General features: G+C 41.3%; 28 protein-coding genes. All 28 read right to left on the bottom strand.

The window, feature by feature from the left end; genetic code table 11:
• Positions 1-7 precede the first annotated feature (7 nt).
• The 28 genes from secY to rpoC all read right to left on the bottom strand — a co-directional run bounded on the left by secY (position 8) and on the right by rpoC (position 20,013).
• Complete coding sequence (gene secY / locus RZN25_07320) at positions 8-1,303, bottom strand: preprotein translocase subunit SecY (GenBank protein ID MEQ6376637.1); 1,296 nt, start codon at positions 1,301-1,303, stop codon at positions 8-10.
• Positions 1,303-1,743, bottom strand: a complete 441-nt coding sequence (rplO, locus tag RZN25_07315) for a 50S ribosomal protein L15 (GenBank protein ID MEQ6376636.1) — start codon at positions 1,741-1,743, stop codon at positions 1,303-1,305. The genes secY and rplO overlap by 1 nt, the downstream gene beginning before the upstream one ends.
• Positions 1,744-1,773: 30 nt before the next feature.
• Positions 1,774-1,956 carry a 50S ribosomal protein L30 gene (gene rpmD / locus RZN25_07310; GenBank protein ID MEQ6376635.1) on the bottom strand — a complete coding sequence of 61 codons (183 nt, stop codon included), beginning with the start codon at positions 1,954-1,956 and terminating at the stop codon, positions 1,774-1,776.
• A gap of 13 nt (positions 1,957-1,969) precedes the next feature.
• Positions 1,970-2,470, bottom strand: coding sequence for a 30S ribosomal protein S5 (gene rpsE / locus RZN25_07305; GenBank protein ID MEQ6376634.1), 501 nt, complete (start codon positions 2,468-2,470; stop codon positions 1,970-1,972).
• A 20-nt stretch (positions 2,471-2,490) separates the two neighbouring features.
• Positions 2,491-2,853, bottom strand: a complete 363-nt coding sequence (gene rplR, locus RZN25_07300) for a 50S ribosomal protein L18 (GenBank protein MEQ6376633.1) — start codon at positions 2,851-2,853, stop codon at positions 2,491-2,493.
• A 32-nt stretch (positions 2,854-2,885) separates the two neighbouring features.
• Positions 2,886-3,422 carry a 50S ribosomal protein L6 gene (gene rplF / locus RZN25_07295; GenBank protein ID MEQ6376632.1) on the bottom strand — a complete coding sequence of 179 codons (537 nt, stop codon included), beginning with the start codon at positions 3,420-3,422 and terminating at the stop codon, positions 2,886-2,888.
• A gap of 29 nt (positions 3,423-3,451) precedes the next feature.
• The gene (gene rpsH, locus RZN25_07290; protein ID MEQ6376631.1) at positions 3,452-3,850 is read right to left on the bottom strand and encodes a 30S ribosomal protein S8; all 399 of its coding nucleotides are present in this window, start codon (positions 3,848-3,850) and stop codon (positions 3,452-3,454) included.
• A 30-nt stretch (positions 3,851-3,880) separates the two neighbouring features.
• Positions 3,881-4,066, bottom strand: coding sequence for a type Z 30S ribosomal protein S14 (locus RZN25_07285; GenBank protein ID MEQ6376630.1), 186 nt, complete (start codon positions 4,064-4,066; stop codon positions 3,881-3,883).
• Between the two features lie 30 nt (positions 4,067-4,096).
• Positions 4,097-4,636 (bottom strand): 50S ribosomal protein L5, encoded by a 540-nt coding sequence (rplE, locus tag RZN25_07280; GenBank protein MEQ6376629.1) that lies wholly within the window; start codon positions 4,634-4,636, stop codon positions 4,097-4,099.
• Between the two features lie 26 nt (positions 4,637-4,662).
• On the bottom strand, positions 4,663-4,974 hold the full coding sequence (rplX, locus tag RZN25_07275) for a 50S ribosomal protein L24 (protein ID MEQ6376628.1): 312 nt from the start codon (positions 4,972-4,974) through the stop codon (positions 4,663-4,665).
• A gap of 36 nt (positions 4,975-5,010) precedes the next feature.
• On the bottom strand, positions 5,011-5,379 hold the full coding sequence (gene rplN, locus RZN25_07270; protein MEQ6376627.1) for a 50S ribosomal protein L14: 369 nt from the start codon (positions 5,377-5,379) through the stop codon (positions 5,011-5,013).
• 43 nt (positions 5,380-5,422) lie between these two features.
• On the bottom strand, positions 5,423-5,686 hold the full coding sequence (gene rpsQ, locus RZN25_07265) for a 30S ribosomal protein S17 (GenBank protein MEQ6376626.1): 264 nt from the start codon (positions 5,684-5,686) through the stop codon (positions 5,423-5,425).
• Between the two features lie 21 nt (positions 5,687-5,707).
• Positions 5,708-5,911 carry a 50S ribosomal protein L29 gene (gene rpmC / locus RZN25_07260; protein MEQ6376625.1) on the bottom strand — a complete coding sequence of 68 codons (204 nt, stop codon included), beginning with the start codon at positions 5,909-5,911 and terminating at the stop codon, positions 5,708-5,710.
• Positions 5,901-6,335 (bottom strand): 50S ribosomal protein L16, encoded by a 435-nt coding sequence (gene rplP, locus RZN25_07255; protein MEQ6376624.1) that lies wholly within the window; start codon positions 6,333-6,335, stop codon positions 5,901-5,903. The genes rpmC and rplP overlap by 11 nt, the downstream gene beginning before the upstream one ends.
• An 18-nt stretch (positions 6,336-6,353) precedes the next feature.
• Complete coding sequence (gene rpsC / locus RZN25_07250) at positions 6,354-6,995, bottom strand: 30S ribosomal protein S3 (GenBank protein ID MEQ6376623.1); 642 nt, start codon at positions 6,993-6,995, stop codon at positions 6,354-6,356.
• 3 nt (positions 6,996-6,998) lie between these two features.
• Positions 6,999-7,340: a 50S ribosomal protein L22 gene (gene rplV / locus RZN25_07245; protein ID MEQ6376622.1), complete on the bottom strand. Its 342-nt coding sequence runs from the start codon at positions 7,338-7,340 to the stop codon at positions 6,999-7,001.
• Positions 7,341-7,359: 19 nt separating this feature from the next.
• Complete coding sequence (rpsS, locus tag RZN25_07240) at positions 7,360-7,638, bottom strand: 30S ribosomal protein S19 (GenBank protein ID MEQ6376621.1); 279 nt, start codon at positions 7,636-7,638, stop codon at positions 7,360-7,362.
• A 58-nt stretch (positions 7,639-7,696) separates the two neighbouring features.
• Positions 7,697-8,527, bottom strand: coding sequence for a 50S ribosomal protein L2 (rplB, locus tag RZN25_07235; GenBank protein ID MEQ6376620.1), 831 nt, complete (start codon positions 8,525-8,527; stop codon positions 7,697-7,699).
• A 31-nt stretch (positions 8,528-8,558) separates the two neighbouring features.
• The gene (rplW, locus tag RZN25_07230; GenBank protein MEQ6376619.1) at positions 8,559-8,849 is read right to left on the bottom strand and encodes a 50S ribosomal protein L23; all 291 of its coding nucleotides are present in this window, start codon (positions 8,847-8,849) and stop codon (positions 8,559-8,561) included.
• A complete protein-coding gene (gene rplD / locus RZN25_07225; protein MEQ6376618.1) occupies positions 8,849-9,469 on the bottom strand; it encodes a 50S ribosomal protein L4 in 621 nt (206 codons plus the stop codon). Before rplD ends, rplW begins: the two co-directional genes overlap by 1 nt.
• Positions 9,470-9,496: 27 nt before the next feature.
• On the bottom strand, positions 9,497-10,117 hold the full coding sequence (rplC, locus tag RZN25_07220) for a 50S ribosomal protein L3 (protein ID MEQ6376617.1): 621 nt from the start codon (positions 10,115-10,117) through the stop codon (positions 9,497-9,499).
• Between the two features lie 28 nt (positions 10,118-10,145).
• The gene (gene rpsJ / locus RZN25_07215; GenBank protein MEQ6376616.1) at positions 10,146-10,454 is read right to left on the bottom strand and encodes a 30S ribosomal protein S10; all 309 of its coding nucleotides are present in this window, start codon (positions 10,452-10,454) and stop codon (positions 10,146-10,148) included.
• Between the two features lie 1,064 nt (positions 10,455-11,518).
• Positions 11,519-12,709, bottom strand: coding sequence for an elongation factor Tu (tuf, locus tag RZN25_07210; protein MEQ6376615.1), 1,191 nt, complete (start codon positions 12,707-12,709; stop codon positions 11,519-11,521).
• Positions 12,710-12,845: 136 nt separating this feature from the next.
• Positions 12,846-14,924 (bottom strand): elongation factor G, encoded by a 2,079-nt coding sequence (gene fusA / locus RZN25_07205; GenBank protein MEQ6376614.1) that lies wholly within the window; start codon positions 14,922-14,924, stop codon positions 12,846-12,848.
• A gap of 45 nt (positions 14,925-14,969) precedes the next feature.
• Positions 14,970-15,440, bottom strand: coding sequence for a 30S ribosomal protein S7 (gene rpsG, locus RZN25_07200; GenBank protein ID MEQ6376613.1), 471 nt, complete (start codon positions 15,438-15,440; stop codon positions 14,970-14,972).
• 39 nt (positions 15,441-15,479) lie between these two features.
• Positions 15,480-15,896 carry a 30S ribosomal protein S12 gene (gene rpsL / locus RZN25_07195; protein ID MEQ6376612.1) on the bottom strand — a complete coding sequence of 139 codons (417 nt, stop codon included), beginning with the start codon at positions 15,894-15,896 and terminating at the stop codon, positions 15,480-15,482.
• A 108-nt stretch (positions 15,897-16,004) separates the two neighbouring features.
• Positions 16,005-16,256: a 50S ribosomal protein L7ae-like protein gene (locus RZN25_07190; protein MEQ6376611.1), complete on the bottom strand. Its 252-nt coding sequence runs from the start codon at positions 16,254-16,256 to the stop codon at positions 16,005-16,007.
• Positions 16,257-16,395: 139 nt separating this feature from the next.
• Complete coding sequence (gene rpoC / locus RZN25_07185; GenBank protein ID MEQ6376610.1) at positions 16,396-20,013, bottom strand: DNA-directed RNA polymerase subunit beta'; 3,618 nt, start codon at positions 20,011-20,013, stop codon at positions 16,396-16,398.
• Positions 20,014-20,017: the final 4 nt, after the last annotated feature.

Below are 20,017 nucleotides of genomic sequence, written 5' to 3'. Positions count from 1 at the left end.
TACAGGACTATTGTTTAATAAACCCTTTATAATGACGCTTTACAAGCTGACTCTCAAGCTGCTTCATCGTTTCGAGTGCTACACCAATTACGATGAGTAAGCTAGTTCCCCCAATTTGAACAGCCGGTGGCAGATTAGCCACAGATGCCAAAATTATTGGCAATACAGATACTGCTGCTAGGAAAATCGAGCCTACGAATGTTAAGCGGTACATGACACGAGTCAGATAAGTTTCGGTGTTTTTTCCAGGACGAATTCCAGGAATATATCCACCCTGATTCTTTAAATTTTCCGCCATTTGCTCTGGATTAACCTGAACAAATGTATAGAAATAGGTAAATGCAATAATTAGTGCTACGTAGATCAGCATTCCTATAGGTTGTGAATAATCAAAGATATATTCAATAGTTGAACCTATTTCCGAATCAGCAAAAAATCCAGCGATCGTTCTTGGGGCAATCATAAAAGAAATCGCAAAGATAACTGGAATAACCCCTGCAGCATTTACTTTTAAAGGTAGATGCGTAGAGTGTCCTCCTACTGGTGAACGATTTACCAGACGCTTAGCATATTGGACAGGAATTTTACGTAATGCTTGTTGTATAAAGATAACTCCTACTATGACTGCTAAGATGACTAGTAATAGGATGGCAACAATTACAATATTTAAGAATAGCGCATCCCCTGGATCTTCAAAGAATTGCGCGTAGATCTGATTAGCTCCATTTGGAATGCCTGCCGCAATACCACCGAAAATAATGATAGATATTCCATTTCCTACTCCATGAGCAGTAATTTGTTCTCCAAGCCACATTAGAAATGCTGTTCCACTTGTTAGTACGACAGCAATAATCACATATGTGCCAACATTAGGATTCACAATCAATGTGTTATTGGTTAGTGCATTGAATCCAATGGACATTCCAATTGCCTGAACAAACGCAAGTACTATAGTTCCATAGCGGGTAAACTGAGCTAACTTTCGACGCCCAACTTCACCTTGCTTCTTCCATTCTGTAAACTTCGGCACAACATCCATTTGCAATAGCTGCATGATAATGGATGCGGTGATGTATGGCATAATCCCCATCGCAAATATGGAGAATTGTTGAAGTGCACCACCACCGAATGTATTCAAGAAGCCAAAAACGTTGCTTTCATTCATAAAATCGATCGCGCCTTTGTTGGTAAACGGAACAGGGATAAACGTTCCGATTCGGAAGATGACAAGCATGAGTAAAGTAAAAATGATCTTACGTCGAATGTCACCTACACGCATAAAATTGGAGATTGTACGGAACATTAAATCACCTCAGTTTGACCGCCCGCTACTTCGATCGCCTCTTTAGCGGAAGCAGAGAACTTATGAGCTTTAACAGTTAGTTTTTTCTCAAGGTTACCCTTGCCTAATACCTTAATACCTGCTTGAAGCTTACTAATAACACCTTGCTCCAATAGAAGCTCTGGAGTCACTTCAGTACCATCTTCAAAGCGGTTTAATGTTTCTAGGTTCACTACTGTGTATTCCTTACGATGAATATTTGTAAATCCACGCTTGGGTAATCGTTGGAATAACGGCATTTGACCCCCTTCAAACCCAGGGCGAACTCCTCCACCAGAACGTGAATTTTGACCATTATGTCCACGACCGGAAGTTTTACCGTTACCAGAACTCATTCCGCGTCCTACACGGTTACGTTCCTTGCGAGCACCTTCAGCTGGCTTTAATTCATGTAGTTTCATGCGAGCACCTCCTCTTAGTACTATTCGTTATTAAACTTCCTTTACCGATACAAGATGGGATACTTTTGTTACTTTGCCGCGTACGGCTGGAGTATCATCATGAACAACGGTTTGATGGATCTTGCGTAGTCCTAAAGACTGAACGGTTGCACGTTGGTTTTCAGGACGTCCAATTACGCTACGAGTGAGGGTAATTTCTAATTTTTTAGCCAATGTCATATCCCCCCTATCCTAACAATTCCTCTACTGACTTACCGCGAAGCTTCGCAACTTCTTCTACACGCTTAAGTTCTTTTAACCCATTAACGGTTGCGCGAACCATGTTAATTGGTGTGTTAGAACCTAAAGATTTAGAAAGAATGTCGCCTACTCCTGCTAACTCAAGTACCGCACGAACAGGTCCACCAGCAATTACTCCTGTACCCTCAGAAGCTGGTTTTAACAAAATGTTTCCTGCGCCATAAATTCCAACAACTTGGTGCGGAATTGTTGTACCAACAATCGGCACTGTAATTAAGTTTTTCTTCGCATCTTCAATTGCTTTTCTAATCGCATCTGGTACTTCCTGAGCTTTTCCTGTACCAAATCCAACATGACCATTTTTATCTCCAACAACCACTAGTGCAGCAAAGCGGAAACGACGTCCACCTTTTACAACCTTGGCTACACGGTTGACTGTCACTACGCGTTCTTCCAGTTCCAATTTATTTGGATCAATTTGAAGCATTATTGTCCCTCCTTTTACAATTAAAATTCAAGACCGTTTTCACGTGCAGAATCCGCTAGAGCCTGAATGCGGCCGTGGTAAAGGTATCCTCCACGATCGAATACGACTACTTTATGACCATTTTCGGTTGCACGCTTTGCGATCAATTCGCCCACTTTTTGAGCTGCTTCGATATTAGAAGTGCTCTCAAGATTAAATTCTTTATCAACAGTTGATGCACTTGCTAATGTCACACCATTTTGATCATCAATAAGCTGAGCATAGATGTGTTTATTTGAACGATAAACATTTAGGCGTGGACGTTCAGCAGTTCCGAACAACGTACGACGAACACGCAAATGTCTCTTTTTACGAGTAGCATTTTTATTTTGCTTTGTGATCATCTAGGTCACTCCTTTCTGTTCCCTAACGAACGTTATTTCGCGGTTTTACCTTCCTTACGACGTACATATTCACCCTCATAACGAATCCCTTTACCTTTATAAGGCTCTGGCGGACGAATTGCACGGATATTAGCGGCAACAGCACCCACTAATTCTTTATCGATCCCTTTAACAGTGATCTTTGTATTAGCAGGAACCTCTATTTCAATTCCTTCACGCTTTTCAATTTCAACTGGATGAGAGTACCCGGCACTCACAACAACTTTATCGCCTTGCTTTTGAGCGCGGTAACCTACACCGATAATTTCTAGGTTCTTTTGGAAGCCTTCAGAGACACCTTGAACCATATTTCCAATTATACTACGAGTAGTACCATGCAGGGCACGATGTTCTTTTTGATCACTTGGACGAGATACAGTCAGAATGTTATCTTCTACCTTGATCTCCATGTCAGGGTGGAACATACGAGTTAATTCACCCTTCGGTCCTTTTACAGTAACTGTAGTGCCGTCAATTTTAACTTCAACACCACTAGGAATTTCTAATTGTTTTAAACCTACGCGAGACATTCATTGCACCTCCTGTCTAAAAGACTTGATTACCAAATGTATGCAAGCACTTCGCCACCGACGGATTCGCGGCGTGCTTCTTTATCAGTTAATACACCTTTTGAAGTTGAAACTACTGCAATTCCAAGGCCGTTTAGTACACGTGGAAGCTCTTCTGCTTTTGCATATACACGAAGACCTGGTTTACTGATACGCTTCAACCCAGTAATAACGCGCTCGTTATTAGCACCGTACTTTAGAAAAATACGCAAGATTCCTTGTTTATTATCTTCAACGAATTCATAATCACGAATAAAACCTTCACGCTTTAAAATGTCAGCTAATTCCTTTTTCACCTTTGAAGCAGGAATTTCTAGCTTCTCGTGACGTACCATATTCGCATTACGTATTCTTGTTAGCATATCCGCAATTGGATCAGTCATAACCATTTTACAATTACCTCCTTCCCTAAACGGGGTTTACCAGCTTGCTTTTTTTACGCCAGGAATTTGTCCTTTATAGGCAAGTTCACGGAAACAAATACGGCAAAGCTTGAATTTACGAATTACAGAATGTGGACGACCACAACGTTCGCAGCGAGTATATTCACGCACTTGGAACTTTTGAGTTCGTTTTTGCTTTGCAATCATAGATTTTTTCGCCACTGTTTTACCTCCTTTAATGGCTCTGATTGGTTATTTTTGAAATGGCATACCAAACTGAGCTAGAAGTTCACGAGCTTCTTCATCGGTATTGGCAGTTGTTACAATAACAATGTCCATTCCGCGAATTTTACTTACTTTATCGTAATCTATTTCAGGGAAAATCAATTGTTCTTTCACACCTAGTGTGTAGTTACCACGTCCGTCAAAAGCTTTCTTAGAAATCCCACGGAAGTCACGTACACGTGGTAGAGATACGCTAACTAGCTTGTGGAAGAAGTCATACATTCGATCTCCTCTAAGTGTCACTTTTGCACCGATTGGCATACCTTCACGCAAACGGAATGTTGCAATTGATTTTTTCGCCTTAGTTACTACTGGCTTCTGTCCGGAAATAAGAGCAAGTTCTTCAACAGCGCTGTCTAGTGCTTTTGAATTTTGAACTGCATCACCCACACCCATATTGATAACGATCTTCTCAATTTTAGGTACTTCCATAACAGAGCTGTAATTAAATTTACTCATCATTGATGGTACGATTTCTTCTTGATATTGACGCTTAAGTTCGCTCATCAAGTAGCCCTCCTTTCGACGCTTGATTATTTATCTAACGGTTGACCTGATTTTTTCGCAATACGAACCTTCTTGCCGTCTTTCACTTCATATCCGACACGAGTTGGTTCGCCTGATTTAGGATCGATTGGCATTACATTGGATACATGAACTGGTGCTTCCTGGTTAAGGATACCGCCTTGAGGATTATCTTGTGAAGGCTTTGCGTGTTTCTTCACTAGATTAATACCTTCTACAAGAACACGGTCCTTTTTAGGGTAAGCCTCTAAGATGGTTCCTTGTTTTCCTTTGTCTTTACCAGAGATCACCATGACTTTGTCACCTTTTTTTACGTGCATGTTTGGTGCACCTCCTTACAAGGCTAATATGAAACTTTATAATACTTCTGGTGCTAATGATACGATTTTCATGAATTTAGCATCACGCAATTCACGGGCAACTGGTCCAAAGATACGTGTTCCACGTGGACTTTTGTCATCGCGGATAATTACAGCTGCATTTTCATCGAACTTGATATAAGAACCGTCAGTACGACGAACTCCACTCTTTGTACGAACAACAACAGCTTTAACGACATCACCTTTTTTGACAACGCCTCCTGGTGTTGCTTGTTTCACCGAACAGACGATAACGTCCCCAATATTAGCAGTTTTACGGCCAGAACCTCCGAGAACCTTAATAGTCAATACCTCACGAGCTCCAGAGTTATCTGCAACCTTTAAACGAGTTTCTTGTTGAATCATACCGCATTTACCTCCCTTCGGAATCGGTCCGAACAAATCTAAATTAGATAATTACAGCTTCTTCAACGACTTCGATCAGACGGAAACGCTTCGTCTTAGAAATAGGACGAGTTTCCATGATTTTTACGACATCACCTGTTTTAGCCTGATTTTGTTCGTCATGAGCCTTAAATTTCTTTGAATACTTTACACGTTTTCCATAAAGCTTATGGAATTTATATGTTTCTACTAGCACTGTAATGGTTTGATCCATTTTATCGGATACCACACGTCCGGTGTAAACTTTTCGATAGTTACGTTCACTCATTTGAGGGTAACCTCCTCTCATTTATCGGTTATTAACTCCAACTTCACGTTCACGAACGACTGTTTTCATACGTGCAATTGATTTACGTACTTCTCGAATACGAGCTGTATTTTCAAGTTGTCCAGTGGCTAACTGGAAACGAAGGTTAAAGAGTTCTTCTTTCAAAGACATGACCTTTTGTTCAATTTCGGCAGTGGTTAGTTCTCTGATTTCATTAGCCTTCATTTATTTCACCACCAATTTCTTCGCGTTTTACGAACTTAGTTTTTACTGGTAGCTTATGAGCTGCAAGGCGCAAAGCTTCGCGAGCTACTTCTTCAGGTACTCCAGCAATTTCAAACATGATTTTGCCCGGTTTAACAACAGCAACCCAACCTTCAGGTGCACCTTTACCGGATCCCATACGTACTTCTAATGGCTTTGCGGTGTAAGGCTTATCAGGGAAAATTTTGATCCAAACCTTACCGCCACGTTTCATATAACGAGTCATAGCAATACGCGCCGCCTCAATTTGACGACTTGTAATCCATGATGCGTCAAGTGCTTGTAATCCATATTCACCGAAAGCTACTTCAGTACCACCTTTCGCACGACCTTTCATGCGTCCACGATGTTGCTTACGATGTTTTACACGTTTTGGCATTAACATAATGCTTTTCCCCCTTCCTTAGTCTTTTTTCTTAGTTGGAAGGACTTCTCCACGGTAGATCCATACTTTAACACCAAGCTTACCATAAGTTGTGTCAGCTTCTGCAGTTCCATAATCGATATCTGCACGAAGTGTATGAAGTGGTACAGTTCCTTCGCTATAATGTTCTGCGCGAGCAATATCCGCTCCGCCTAAACGACCAGATACTTGAGTTTTAATTCCTTTTGCTCCTCCACGCATTGCACGTTGGATAGCTTGCTTTTGAGCACGACGGAATGAGATACGGTTTTCTAATTGACGAGCGATATTTTCAGCAACTAATTTTGCATCGATATCAGCTTTTTTCACTTCTACAATATTAATGTGAACACGCTTGCCTGATAAGTCACTTAGCGATTTACGAAGTGCTTCTACTTCGGAACCACCTTTACCAATTACCATACCTGGCTTTGCGGTGTGAACTGTTATATTTACACGGTTCGCAGCACGCTCGATTTCTACTTTAGAAAGTGCAGCGTCCTTCAAACGAGCTTCGATATATTCACGAATCTTAATGTCTTCATGAAGTAAATCAGCATAGTCTTTACCAGCATACCATTTTGATTCCCAATCACGAATAACACCGATTCTTAGACCGACAGGGTTTACTTTTTGACCCACTAACTATCCCTCCTTCTTTTCTGATACCACTAATGTGATGTGGCTAGTGCGCTTGTTAATTTGACTTGCACGTCCCATCGCACGTGGTCTGAAACGTTTCAATGTTGCTCCTTCATTTACATAAGCTTCCGTAACTACTAAGTTGTCAGTGTCCATTTCATAGTTATGCTCTGCGTTCGCGATAGCAGATTTTAACACCTTTTCAACGATTGGAGAAGCTGCTCGTTGAGTATGACGAAGAATCGCCAATGCCTCACCAACTTCTTTTCCTCGGATTAGATCAACAACTAAACGCGCTTTGCGAGGAGCAATACGAACGGATCTAGCAATAGATTTAGCTTGCATGGATTATGCCCCCTCTCACTTAACGTTTTGTTTTCTTGTCATCACCAGCGTGACCTTTGTAGGTGCGTGTTGGTGCGAATTCACCTAACTTATGTCCAACCATATCTTCTGTGATATATACAGGCACATGTTTGCGACCGTCATAAACAGCGATAGTGTGGCCAATAAAGTTCGGGAAAATAGTAGAACGACGAGACCAAGTTTTAATTAATTGTTTTTTATCATCTTCATTAAGTTTTTCAACCTTACTCATCAAATGATCGTCAACGAAAGGTCCCTTTTTAAGGCTTCGACCCATAGTTTAACCTCCTTTCGTGATTGCGAGACGGCTAGGCCGCCTTTCAATCCCAAAAATCTTATTTTTTACGACGACGTACAATAAACTTATCAGAAGCTTTGTTGCGTTTACGAGTCTTGTAACCAAGAGTTGGTTTACCCCATGGTGACATTGGCGATTTGCGTCCGATAGGCGCGCGTCCTTCACCACCACCGTGTGGGTGATCATTAGGGTTCATTACAGAACCACGAACAGTTGGACGGATACCATTCCAACGAGAACGTCCAGCTTTACCAACATTGATAAGCTCGTTATCAAGGTTACCAACTTGACCTACTGTTGCACGGCAAGTTCCAAGAACTAAACGAACTTCACCAGACACTAGACGAATAAGAACATATTTATCTTCACGTCCTAGAATTTGAGCTTGAGCTCCTGCAGAACGAACAAGCTGTCCTCCGCGTCCTGGTTTTAACTCAACGTTATGAATTACTGTACCTACAGGAATATTATTTAATGGAAGTGCGTTACCTACCTTGATATCAGCATTTTCTCCTGATTCAATGACATCTCCTACTCGAATTCCTTTCGGAGCTAAGATATAACGCTTTTCTCCATCAGAGTAATTAATTAGTGCAATGTTTGCAGTGCGGTTTGGATCGTACTCAATTGTAGCAACGCGGCCTGGTATTCCATCTTTGTCGCGTTTAAAGTCAATGATACGATATTGGCGCTTATGGCCACCGCCCTGATGACGAACCGTTAGTTTACCCTGGTTGTTACGTCCACCACGTTTATGCAATGGAGCAAGCAGAGATTTTTCCGGCTTATCAGTAGTGATTTCAGCGTAATCAGATACTGACATTCCTCTACGACCGTTAGAGGTTGGTTTATACTTTTTGATCGCCATCTCCAGTTCCCTCCTTCTCTAGATTAATAATTTATACACCTTCAAAAAATTCAAGTTCTTTGCTATCAGCACTTAGTTTAACAATGGCTTTCTTGCGATCTGAACGATACCCACCGTAACGTCCCATACGCTTGAATTTACCTTTGTAATTCATTGTGCTTACTTTCTCAACTTTTACATCAAAAATCGTTTCAACAGCATCTTTGATTTCAGTCTTGTTAGCCTTTGGACTTACTTCAAACGTATACTTTTTCTCTGCCATAAGGTCAGCAGAACGTTCGGTAATAACAGGGCGTTTTATGATATCACGTGGTCCTTTCATTATGCAAGCACCTCCCCTGCTTTTTCAGCTGCATCCTTCGTTAAGATAAGAGCGTCATGCGTAAGCAAATCAAGCACGTTTACTTCGCTTACGTTAAGTGCTTTTACATTTTGTAGATTGTTAGAAGAACGGATTACGTTCTCTTCACGATCAGTTGTAACGATTAATGCAGATTTTACATTCAATCCATTAAGAACACTTAGAATATCCTTAGTCTTTGGTGCCTCAATAGATAATCCTTCTAGTACATAAATAGCATCTTCTTTTACTTTGCTAGAAAGCGCAGATTTTAATGCTAGACGACGCACTTTTTTAGGTAGTTTATAGCTGTAGGTACGTGGCGATGGACCAAATACAGTTCCGCCCCCTACCCATTGTGGTGAACGAATGGAACCTTGACGAGCACGACCAGTACCTTTTTGGCGCCATGGCTTACGACCGCCGCCACTCACTTCCGCACGATTTTTAACAGCATGAGTGCCTTGACGCATTGACGCGCGTTGCATTAAGACAGCTTCATGTAATACATGTGTGTTTGGTTCAATACCAAATACGGATTCTGAAAGCTCAACATCTCCAACCTTCGCTCCGGTTTGGTTATATAGTGCTACTTTAGGCATGACATATCCTCCCTTCCTTAATGGTTATTAGCCTTTTACTGCACTCGTAATTTTAACGAATGATTTTTTAGCTCCTGGAACATTTCCTTTAATAAGAAGCAAATTGCGTTCCGTATCTACACTTACAACTTCAAGATTTTGAATTGTAATTTGTTCTCCACCCATTTGACCTGGTAGGTTTTTACCTTTAAATACGTGCATTGGATCTACAGCACCCATTGAACCAGGACGGCGGTGATAACGAGAACCATGAGACATTGGTCCACGAGATTGGTTGTGTCTCTTAATAGAGCCTTGGAAACCTTTCCCTTTAGAAGTTCCAGTTACATCAATTTTATCTCCAGCTTCAAAAATATCTACCTTAATTTCTTGCCCTACTTCTGCAGGACCTGAATTACGGAATTCACGAACGAAGCGCTTAGGGCTTGTGTTCGCCTTTTCAGCATGACCCTTTTCAGCTTTGTTTGATCTTACTTCTTTTTTCTCAGCAAAACCAAGCTGAATCGCTTCGTAGCCATCGTTTTCCGCAGTTTTAACTTGTAGTACAACGTTTGATTCTGCTTGCACTACTGTGACAGGGACTAATTCGCCCGCTTCTGTAAAGATCTGCGTCATGCCGATTTTACGACCTAAGATTCCTTTCGTCATCCGTTACACCTCCTAAATTGTTTTCAAATTATAATTTAATTTCAATATCCACACCGGATGGAAGATCCAAACGCATAAGTGAATCAACCGTTTGCGGCGTTGGATTCACAATGTCAATCAAACGCTTGTGTGTACGCATCTCGAATTGTTCACGAGAGTCCTTGTACTTATGCACTGCGCGTAGAATAGTGTATATAGTCTTTTCCGTTGGCAACGGAATTGGACCAGAAACGCTTGCACCTGAACGCTTTGCAGTATCCACAATCTTTTCAGCGGATTGATCAAGAATACGATGATCATACGCCTTTAAACGAATACGAATCTTTTCTTTTGCCATTATTTTCCCTCCTTTATCGCCTATTTTTTTAAACAGACATTCTCCGCGAAAATTTCCCTCACACACTCTGCCATGGCAAAGGGGCCGGGTGTGTCAGCAACCTTCCGCATCATCGCCTTTTATGACCAACATTAAATATTATATAGAAATCGATAGATGATTGCAACCTTTACTATAAAAAAATATACCTAGAAAGGTTTAACAATTGTTTTCTTCATTCCTAGTTGCCTGTAAAAGTCAAAAAGAACGGCAAGTAGTATTATAACGAGGATTATGCGTAAATTCAAGGGTATCCAATAATTGCCGTTTTTAATTCCAAATTCCCATTTATCATGATTGCCAAACAAAAACATATATATAGTAGAAACTTTTTGGGGTATATTTGGAGGGTTATTGTATGACAACTTGATTTTGTGAGTCGATTGATGGTCTGGCGGCACGCAAAGGTTCTTTGTAGCACTTAACTAAGTTAATTTTCACATATATGCACAAGATTAATAAAAACTTGCACATAACAGCTGATTTTTATCACATAGAAATCTTTCCCCATCACATAAAAAGAGATTTCATCACTCAATGAATTCGTTTGGCACGGATCCTTCTATAATGGCACTATACATAGAAATACCGTCACATAAAACAATCTTTTTATCACATAAATTTTTGTAACCGTCTCGTAAATCTATTTATCGTCACGCAATCATTGATAGCAGCACGCAAAAGTATGTAATTGCACATAAACTTAACCCAAGCAAAGTAATTCCTCTAAAACCAGAAACCTGTGATATAAATAAGAAAAGCGCAAGCGCCCTCGATCATCGACGTAAGGCGGTGAGGCCCACAGGATGTGGGTCACGTAGGCGTTGCCACACGATGTGGCGGTTTTAGCCTACGATCCTCCGAGATAAAGGAAACACGGTTCACGAAGTGAATCGATGTTGACTTATCGATGGAGAGGAGGGAACCGACTCTAGTCGATAGGGCGCTGGAGCTAGACATATTTTATACTTTCTTATCTTGTAAAAAAGAGGCAGCCCTATTGGCTACCCCTTTAAAATTAACAATTATTTTTGGATAGAAGCTACTACGCCAGCGCCTACTGTACGTCCACCTTCACGAATAGAAAACTTAGTTCCTTCTTCGATCGCGATTGGAGAAATAAGTTCAACACTCATTTCAATGTTATCTCCAGGCATTACCATTTCAACGCCTTCTGGAAGACTAACAACACCAGTTACATCAGTTGTACGGAAGTAGAACTGCGGACGGTAGTTAGAGAAGAATGGAGTATGACGTCCACCTTCTTCTTTAGATAGAACATAAACCTCAGCTTTGAAGTTAGTATGAGGTGTGATTGTTCCTGGCTTCGCAAGTACTTGACCGCGGTTGATGTCATCGCGAGCAACCCCACGAAGTAGAGCTCCAATGTTGTCACCAGCTTCAGCAAAGTCAAGAAGCTTACGGAACATTTCTACTCCAGTTACAATAGTCTTAGATGGAGCTTCAGCAAGACCGATGATCTCAACTTCGTCACCAACTTTAACTTTACCTCGCTCAACACGACCAGTAGCAACTGTTCCACGTCCAGTAATTGAGAATACATCCTCAACCGGCATCATGAATGGCTTGTCAGTGTCACGCTCTGGAGTTGGAATGTACTCATCAACAGCCTCCATAAGTTCGAAGATTTTAGCTTCGTACTCTTCATCACCTTGAAGAGCTTTAAGAGCAGAACCTTTGATTACTGGTACATCATCCCCAGGGAAGTCGTATTCAGTAAGTAGGTCACGCACTTCCATTTCTACCAATTCTAGAAGTTCTTCGTCATCTACCATGTCAGTTTTGTTTAAGAATACTACGATGTAAGGTACACCAACCTGACGAGAAAGTAGGATATGCTCACGAGTTTGTGGCATTGGGCCATCAGCAGCAGATACGACTAGGATAGCTCCGTCCATTTGAGCAGCACCAGTGATCATGTTTTTAACATAGTCAGCGTGTCCTGGGCAGTCAACGTGAGCATAGTGACGGCTGTCAGTTTCATACTCAACGTGTGCAGTAGCGATAGTAATACCACGCTCGCGCTCTTCTGGAGCACCATCGATTTGGTCATAAGCCATTGCAGTACCACGATTGTATTTCTTATGAAGCGCAGTGGTGATAGCAGCTGTTAGAGTTGTTTTACCATGGTCAACGTGTCCAATAGTACCAATGTTTACGTGGGCTTTGGAACGATCAAATTTTTCTTTTCCCATTTAGAAGTTCCTCCTTTAAAATAAACAAAAGTTTATGTGTAATTAAAATTATGTTAATACCCAAAGTTTAAAGGAGTTATCCTCTAAACTTCAAGCTTCTAACAAAAGTTATACTTGATCCTGCTTAAAAAATCAATTATTGTCCTGAATTTTTCTTGATGATTTCTTCAGAGATGGATTTTGGGACTTCTTCGTAATGATCAAAGTGCATTGTATATGTTCCACGACCTTGAGTGTTTGAACGAAGTGCAGTCGCATAACCAAACATTTCTGAAAGTGGCACAAAAGCATTAACTACTTGTGCATTACCACGGGATCCCATACCTTCCACACGTCCGCGACGTGAAGTAATATCACCCATGATATCTCCCATATATTCTTCTGGGATTACTACTTCAACTTTCATCATTGGCTCAAGAAGAACTGGGTTACACTTGTTCTTAGCTGCTTTCAACGCCATGGAGGCAGCAACTTTAAATGCCATTTCACTTGAGTCAACATCATGGTATGAACCATCGTATAAAGTAGCTTTAAAATCGATTAGCGGGTATCCTGCTAATACTCCATTAGCAGCTGATTCTACGATACCTTGTTGAACAGGTCCGATATATTCACGAGGAACTACCCCACCAACGACTGCGTTAATAAATTCAAATCCAGCGCCTTCTTCGTTTGGTTCAAATTTAATCCAAACATGACCATATTGTCCGCGTCCACCAGACTGACGTACAAACTTTCCTTCCACTTCTGCAGAAGAACGGAATGTTTCACGATATGCAACCTGCGGAGCACCAACATTAGCTTCCACTTTAAATTCGCGACGCATACGGTCAACGATAATGTCCAAGTGAAGCTCACCCATGCCAGAAATGATCGTTTGACCAGTTTCAGGATTAGTTTCAGTTCTGAAGGTTGGATCTTCTTCAGCAAGCTTACCAAGGGCAACTGCCATTTTATCTTGGTCTGCTTTTGATTTTGGTTCAATAGCAACTGAGATAACTGGCTCAGGGAATTCCATAGACTCAAGTATTACAAGGTTTTTTTCATCACACAGAGTATCCCCGGTTGAAGTATCCTTTAAACCTACGGCGGCTGCTATGTCTCCAGAATATACCTTAGAAATTTCCTCACGGTGGTTTGCGTGCATTTGTAGAATACGACCTACACGCTCACGTTTTCCTTTTGTAGAGTTTTGTACATAAGATCCAGAATCTAATGTTCCAGAATATACTCGGAAGAATGTAAGTTTACCAACAAACGGGTCTGTCATAACTTTAAAGGCAAGAGCAGAGAATGGTTCGCTGTCATCTGCCTTGTGAGTAACTTCTTCCTCAGTTTCTGGAATGATCCCCTTAATTGGAGGAACGTCAGTAGGAGCTGGTAGATAATCAATAACAGCATCAATTAACAACTGAACCCCTTTGTTTTTAAAGGCAGAACCACAAAGTACTGGGTAGAACTCAACACTAAGGGTTGCTTTACGAACAGCAGCTTTAAGCTCGTCGTTTGAAATTTCTTCACCCTCAAGATACTTCATCATTAATTCTTCATCTAAATCAGCAACAGCCTCGATTAATTTGCCTCGATATTCTTCTGCTTGATCGATGAATTCTTCAGGAATGTCACGTGCATCAGTACGTGTACCTAAATCATCCTCATAGTAATAAGCTTTCCATTCTACAAGGTCAATGATTCCTTCAAACTCATCTTCCGCACCAATCGGAAGTTGAACTGGATGTGCGTTTGCACCCAATCTATCATGTAACGTTCCTACAGAATACAAGAAGTCAGCGCCGATCTTATCCATTTTATTCACGAAAACAATACGCGGAACGCCATAAGTTGTTGCTTGACGCCATACTGTTTCTGTTTGTGGCTCAACCCCTGATTGAGCATCAAGCACAGCCACGGAACCATCAAGTACGCGTAGGGAACGTTCAACCTCAACTGTGAAGTCTACGTGTCCTGGTGTATCAATGATGTTAATACGATGGCCTTTCCACTGAGCAGTTGTAGCCGCAGATGTAATTGTGATTCCACGTTCTTGTTCCTGCTCCATCCAGTCCATCTGAGATGCACCTTCATGAGTTTCACCGATTTTGTGGATGCGTCCTGTATAGAAAAGAATACGTTCGGTAGCAGTAGTTTTACCAGCGTCAATATGCGCCATGATACCGATATTTCGTGTTCTTTCCAAGGAGAATTCTCTAGCCATGAATCTTTCTCCTTCCTGCAATCTATTATAGTTTTATAATTGTTCTTACCAACGATAATGTGCGAATGCTTTGTTTGCTTCCGCCATCTTGTGCATATCTTCGCGCTTCTTCACAGATGCACCTGTATTGTTTGCTGCATCAAGAATTTCATTAGCTAGACGCTCTTCCATTGTTTTTTCTCCGCGTAGGCGAGAGTAGTTAACAATGTAACGAAGGCCAAGTGTTTGACGACGCTCCGGGCGTACCTCAACTGGTACTTGGTAGTTTGAACCACCAACACGGCGTGCGCGAACTTCCAAAACTGGCATAACATTTTTCAGTGCTTGTTCGAAAACTTCCATTGGATCTTTTCCACTGCGTTCCTGCACAAGTTGAAAAGCGTTATAAAGTATCTTTTGAGCCTTTCCACGCTGTCCATCAACCATTACTTGGTTAATTAGGCGGGTTACAAGCTTTGAATTATACATTGGATCTGGCAACACATCACGTTTTTGAACGGGTCCTTTACGTGGCATATGTTCCCCTCCTTTCACATCAAGTTATTCATACTTGCATTACTTTTTTTTCGGTCTCTTTGTCCCGTATTTGGAACGACCTTGCATACGACCTTCTACTCCAGCCGTATCTAAAGCTCCACGCACAATGTGATAACGCACCCCTGGTAAGTCCTTAACACGTCCCCCGCGGATAAGCACAACACTGTGCTCTTGGAGATTATGTCCAATACCAGGAATGTATGCTGTTACCTCAATTCCATTTGTCAAACGTACACGAGCATATTTACGAAGTGCTGAGTTTGGCTTCTTTGGTGTTAAAGTACCAACACGAGTACAAACTCCACGTTTTTGTGGTGAAGATTCATTTGTAAGAGATTTTTTGAAGCTATTGTATCCCTTGTTAAGTGCTGGTGAGTCTGACTTTTTAGTTTTTGAAGTACGACCTTTGCGTACAAGTTGATTTATTGTAGGCATCTTCTGTTTTCCTCCTTTCAGCGTTAAAAGTAATCCCACATATCCAGGTGGTTCATAATTAGGCAAAAAACAAAGTTTTCGCGTTTGGATACTTCCAATGCCAAAACTTTATTGCTTTATCGCCACAACAGTAGCTCCAACATCAATTCCACAAGCTTTTCCCAACCTCTTCATCGATGGAACTGATGAGTAAGGAATCCCAAGCTCATGTGCCAGTCGAAGAATTTTATTCGTGATATGCTGATCAGCATCTTCTGCAATCACGACTTCTTGGACCATGCTATTTTTCATAGCTTTAACAGTTTGTTTGGTCCCGATTATGAGATTTGATTGAGCCTGTGCTACTTTTTCATAAGACATTTCAATCCTCCAAAGTAACAAGGATAGTAGAGCACCTTGAATATATTATCATTCTATATTTTCAATGTCAACTAAATCTTGCAATTATTTATTAGGGTTTCAACCCTCTAGTCAGAGACTAAAGGGTTGAAGACTATCATTAAATTTGAGTAATGAATTCTTCTTCGTCAGTTTCAATGAAATCAGCAGGTTCTTCTTCCTTTACAGGGGTAATCTTACGATAACGACTCATCCCTGTTCCAGCAGGTACAAGCTTACCGATGATAACATTCTCTTTTAGACCTAGAAGTTCATCACGTTTTCCTTTAATTGCCGCATCCGTAAGAACTCTTGTTGTTTCCTGGAAGGAAGCAGCAGATAAGAAGGAATCTGTTTCGAGAGATGCTTTCGTAATACCAAGCATAATAGGACGACCAACAGCAGGTTGTTTTCCTTCCAACAATGCTTTTTGGTTAGCATCTCTAAACTGATGTACCTCGAGCAAGGATCCAGGTAGTACATCGGTGTCTCCAGAATCAATAACTCGGATTTTACGTAGCATTTGGCGAACCATAACCTCGACGTGCTTATCACCGATTTCAACCCCTTGCATACGGTAAACCTTTTGAACCTCTCGAAGTAAATATTCCTGTACACCTTCTACGCCAGTTACCTTAAGCAATTCTTTAGGGTCAACAGAACCTTCTGTCAATACTTGACCTGCCGCAATTGCATCTCCAATGGTAACTTTTAGTCGAGCATTGTATGGAACTGTATAAGATCGTTGCTCCACATCACCTTGAACAACAACTTCTTTTTTATCTTTCACTTCATTAATTTCCTTCACGTGACCATGAATTTCACTAATGACAGCTTGCCCTTTTGGATTACGGGCTTCAAATACCTCCTGGATACGAGGTAAACCCTGTGTGATATCGTCACCAGCAACCCCACCTGTGTGGAATGTACGCATAGTTAACTGTGTTCCAGGTTCCCCGATAGATTGAGCGGCAATGATACCCACTGCCTCACCAACTTCCACTTCTTTTCCAGTAGCGAGGTTACGTCCATAACATTTCTTACATACTCCATGCTTCGTGGAACATGTAAATACTGAACGGATGACCACTTCCTCTACACCAGCTTCTGTAATGATACGTGCTACGTCTTCTGTAATCACTTCATTACGAGTTGCAAGAACCTCATTTGTTTCTGGATGTAGAACCGTCTTAAAGGCTGTACGACCAATCAAACGATCAATTAATGGTTCAATTAACTCGTTACCCTCAGTTAGAGCACTAACTGATAAGCCGCGATCGGTACCGCAATCATCTTCACGAACAATAACATCTTGCGCAACATCTACAAGTCGACGAGTTAAGTAACCAGAGTCCGCTGTCTTAAGAGCAGTGTCCGCAAGACCTTTACGGGCACCGTGGGTAGAGATGAAATACTCAAGCACAGTCAATCCTTCACGGAATGAAGATTTAATTGGCAACTCAATAATTCGACCAGCTGGGTTAGCCATCAAACCACGCATACCCGCAAGCTGAGTGAAGTTAGAGGCATTACCACGCGCACCAGAGTCACTCATCATAAAGATCGGATTTCGTTCATCCAAGCTCTTCATGAGGCGATCCTGGATATCATCTTTTGCTTGTGACCAGATAGAGATGACACGCTCATAACGTTCGTCCTCAGTGATCAGACCTCGACGGAATTGTTTCAACACTTTATCCACTTTGCCCTGCGCCGCATCAAGGATTTCCTTCTTCTCAGGAAGAACCACAATATCTGCAACCCCAACAGTAATACCTGCTTTGGTTGAATATTTGAATCCTAAATCCTTCATTCGGTCAAGCATTCTTGAAGTTTCACTAATTTCAAAACGTTTAAATACTTCTGCGATAACGTCTCCGAGGATTCCCTTCTTGAAAGGAGAAATCGAATCACGTTTATCTAATTCCTCACGCACATTTGTTGCTTGATCAACAAAGTACATTTCTGGTGTTTTCACTTCTAAATTAAACCTTGTTGGTTCATTAATGTATGGGAAAGTGTCTGGTAAAATTTCATTGAAAATTAGTTTCCCAACAGTAGTTAGCAACAGCTGTTTGTTTTGCTTTTCAGTGAAAGTCTTGTTTTTCAAAGAACCTGCATAAACGGCTACTCGAGTGTGAAGATGAACAAATCCATTTTGATAAGCAATTACAGCTTCATTTGTATCCTTGAAGATCATTCCTTCACCAATGGCGCCCTTACGCTCCATGGTTAGGTAATAGTTTCCTAATACCATGTCCTGAGAAGGGGTAACAACTGGTTTTCCATCCTTAGGATTCAAAATATTTTGAGCAGCTAGCATTAGCAATCTAGCTTCTGCTTGTGCTTCAGCAGATAACGGAACGTGTACCGCCATTTGATCACCATCAAAGTCTGCGTTATATGCTGTACATACTAGTGGATGCAAACGAATCGCACGACCTTCCACTAGTGTTGGTTCAAAGGCTTGAATTCCCAATCTGTGAAGAGTTGGTGCACGGTTAAGCAACACCGGATGTTCCTTAATAACGTCTTCTAAGACATCCCATACTTCAGGGTGAATTCGTTCAATTTTTCTTTTAGCTGATTTGATATTGTGTGCAAGGCCCTTGGCTACCAGCTCCTTCATTATAAAAGGTTTGAATAGCTCCAAAGCCATTTCTTTAGGCAATCCACATTGATACATCTTTAAATTAGGTCCTACAACGATAACGGAACGTCCAGAGTAATCAACACGTTTACCTAATAGATTTTGACGGAAACGTCCTTGCTTCCCTTTTAACATATGAGAAAGAGATTTCAAAGGTCGGTTTCCGGGTCCTGTTACTGGACGTCCACGACGACCATTATCAATTAAAGCATCTACCGCTTCTTGAAGCATACGTTTTTCGTTTTGAACAATGATGCTTGGCGCACCCAGATCCAACAAACGCTTTAAACGATTATTACGGTTAATTACACGACGGTAAAGGTCATTCAAATCTGATGTTGCAAATCGACCACCATCTAACTGAACCATTGGACGAAGTTCCGGCGGAATAACCGGTAAAACATCCAATATCATCCAAGATGGATCGTTCCCAGAGTTACGGAAGGCTTCAAGAACTTCTAGACGCTTAATGGCGCGTGTACGACGCTGACCTTGTGCTGTCTTCAATTCTTCCTTCAATGAGCTTACTTCTTTATCAACATCAATATCTTTTAACAGCTTTCGAATAGCTTCTGCACCCATTTGCGCTTGGAAGCCTTGGGCGTACTTCTCACGATAAGCACGGTATTCCTTTTCCGAAAGAAGTTGTTTTTTCTCTAGAGCTGTGTCTCCTCCATCTGTTACTACATAAGAAGCAAAATAAATTACCTCTTCAAGTGCTCTTGGAGACATGTCTAGAACAAGACCCATTCGACTTGGAATCCCTTTGAAATACCAAATATGAGACACCGGGGCAGCTAACTCAATATGCCCCATGCGTTCTCTACGAACCTTAGCCTTTGTGACTTCAACGCCACATCGATCACAAACTACACCCTTATAGCGTACACGCTTATATTTTCCGCAATGACATTCCCAGTCTTTGGTTGGACCAAAAATTCGTTCGCAAAACAGTCCGTCCTTTTCAGGTTTTAACGTACGATAATTAATAGTTTCTGGTTTCTTAACCTCACCAAAGGACCAAGAACGAATTTTGTCTGGTGAAGCAAGACCAATTTTCATATACTCAAAATTATTTACATCTAGCAAGGGG

The organism is Bacillaceae bacterium S4-13-56 (assembly GCA_040191315.1).
Taxonomy (GTDB): domain Bacteria; phylum Bacillota; class Bacilli; order Bacillales; family JAWJLM01; genus JAWJLM01.
Note: the sequence above shows the minus strand (reverse complement) of the source record. Positions and strands in the feature narration are given on the sequence as shown.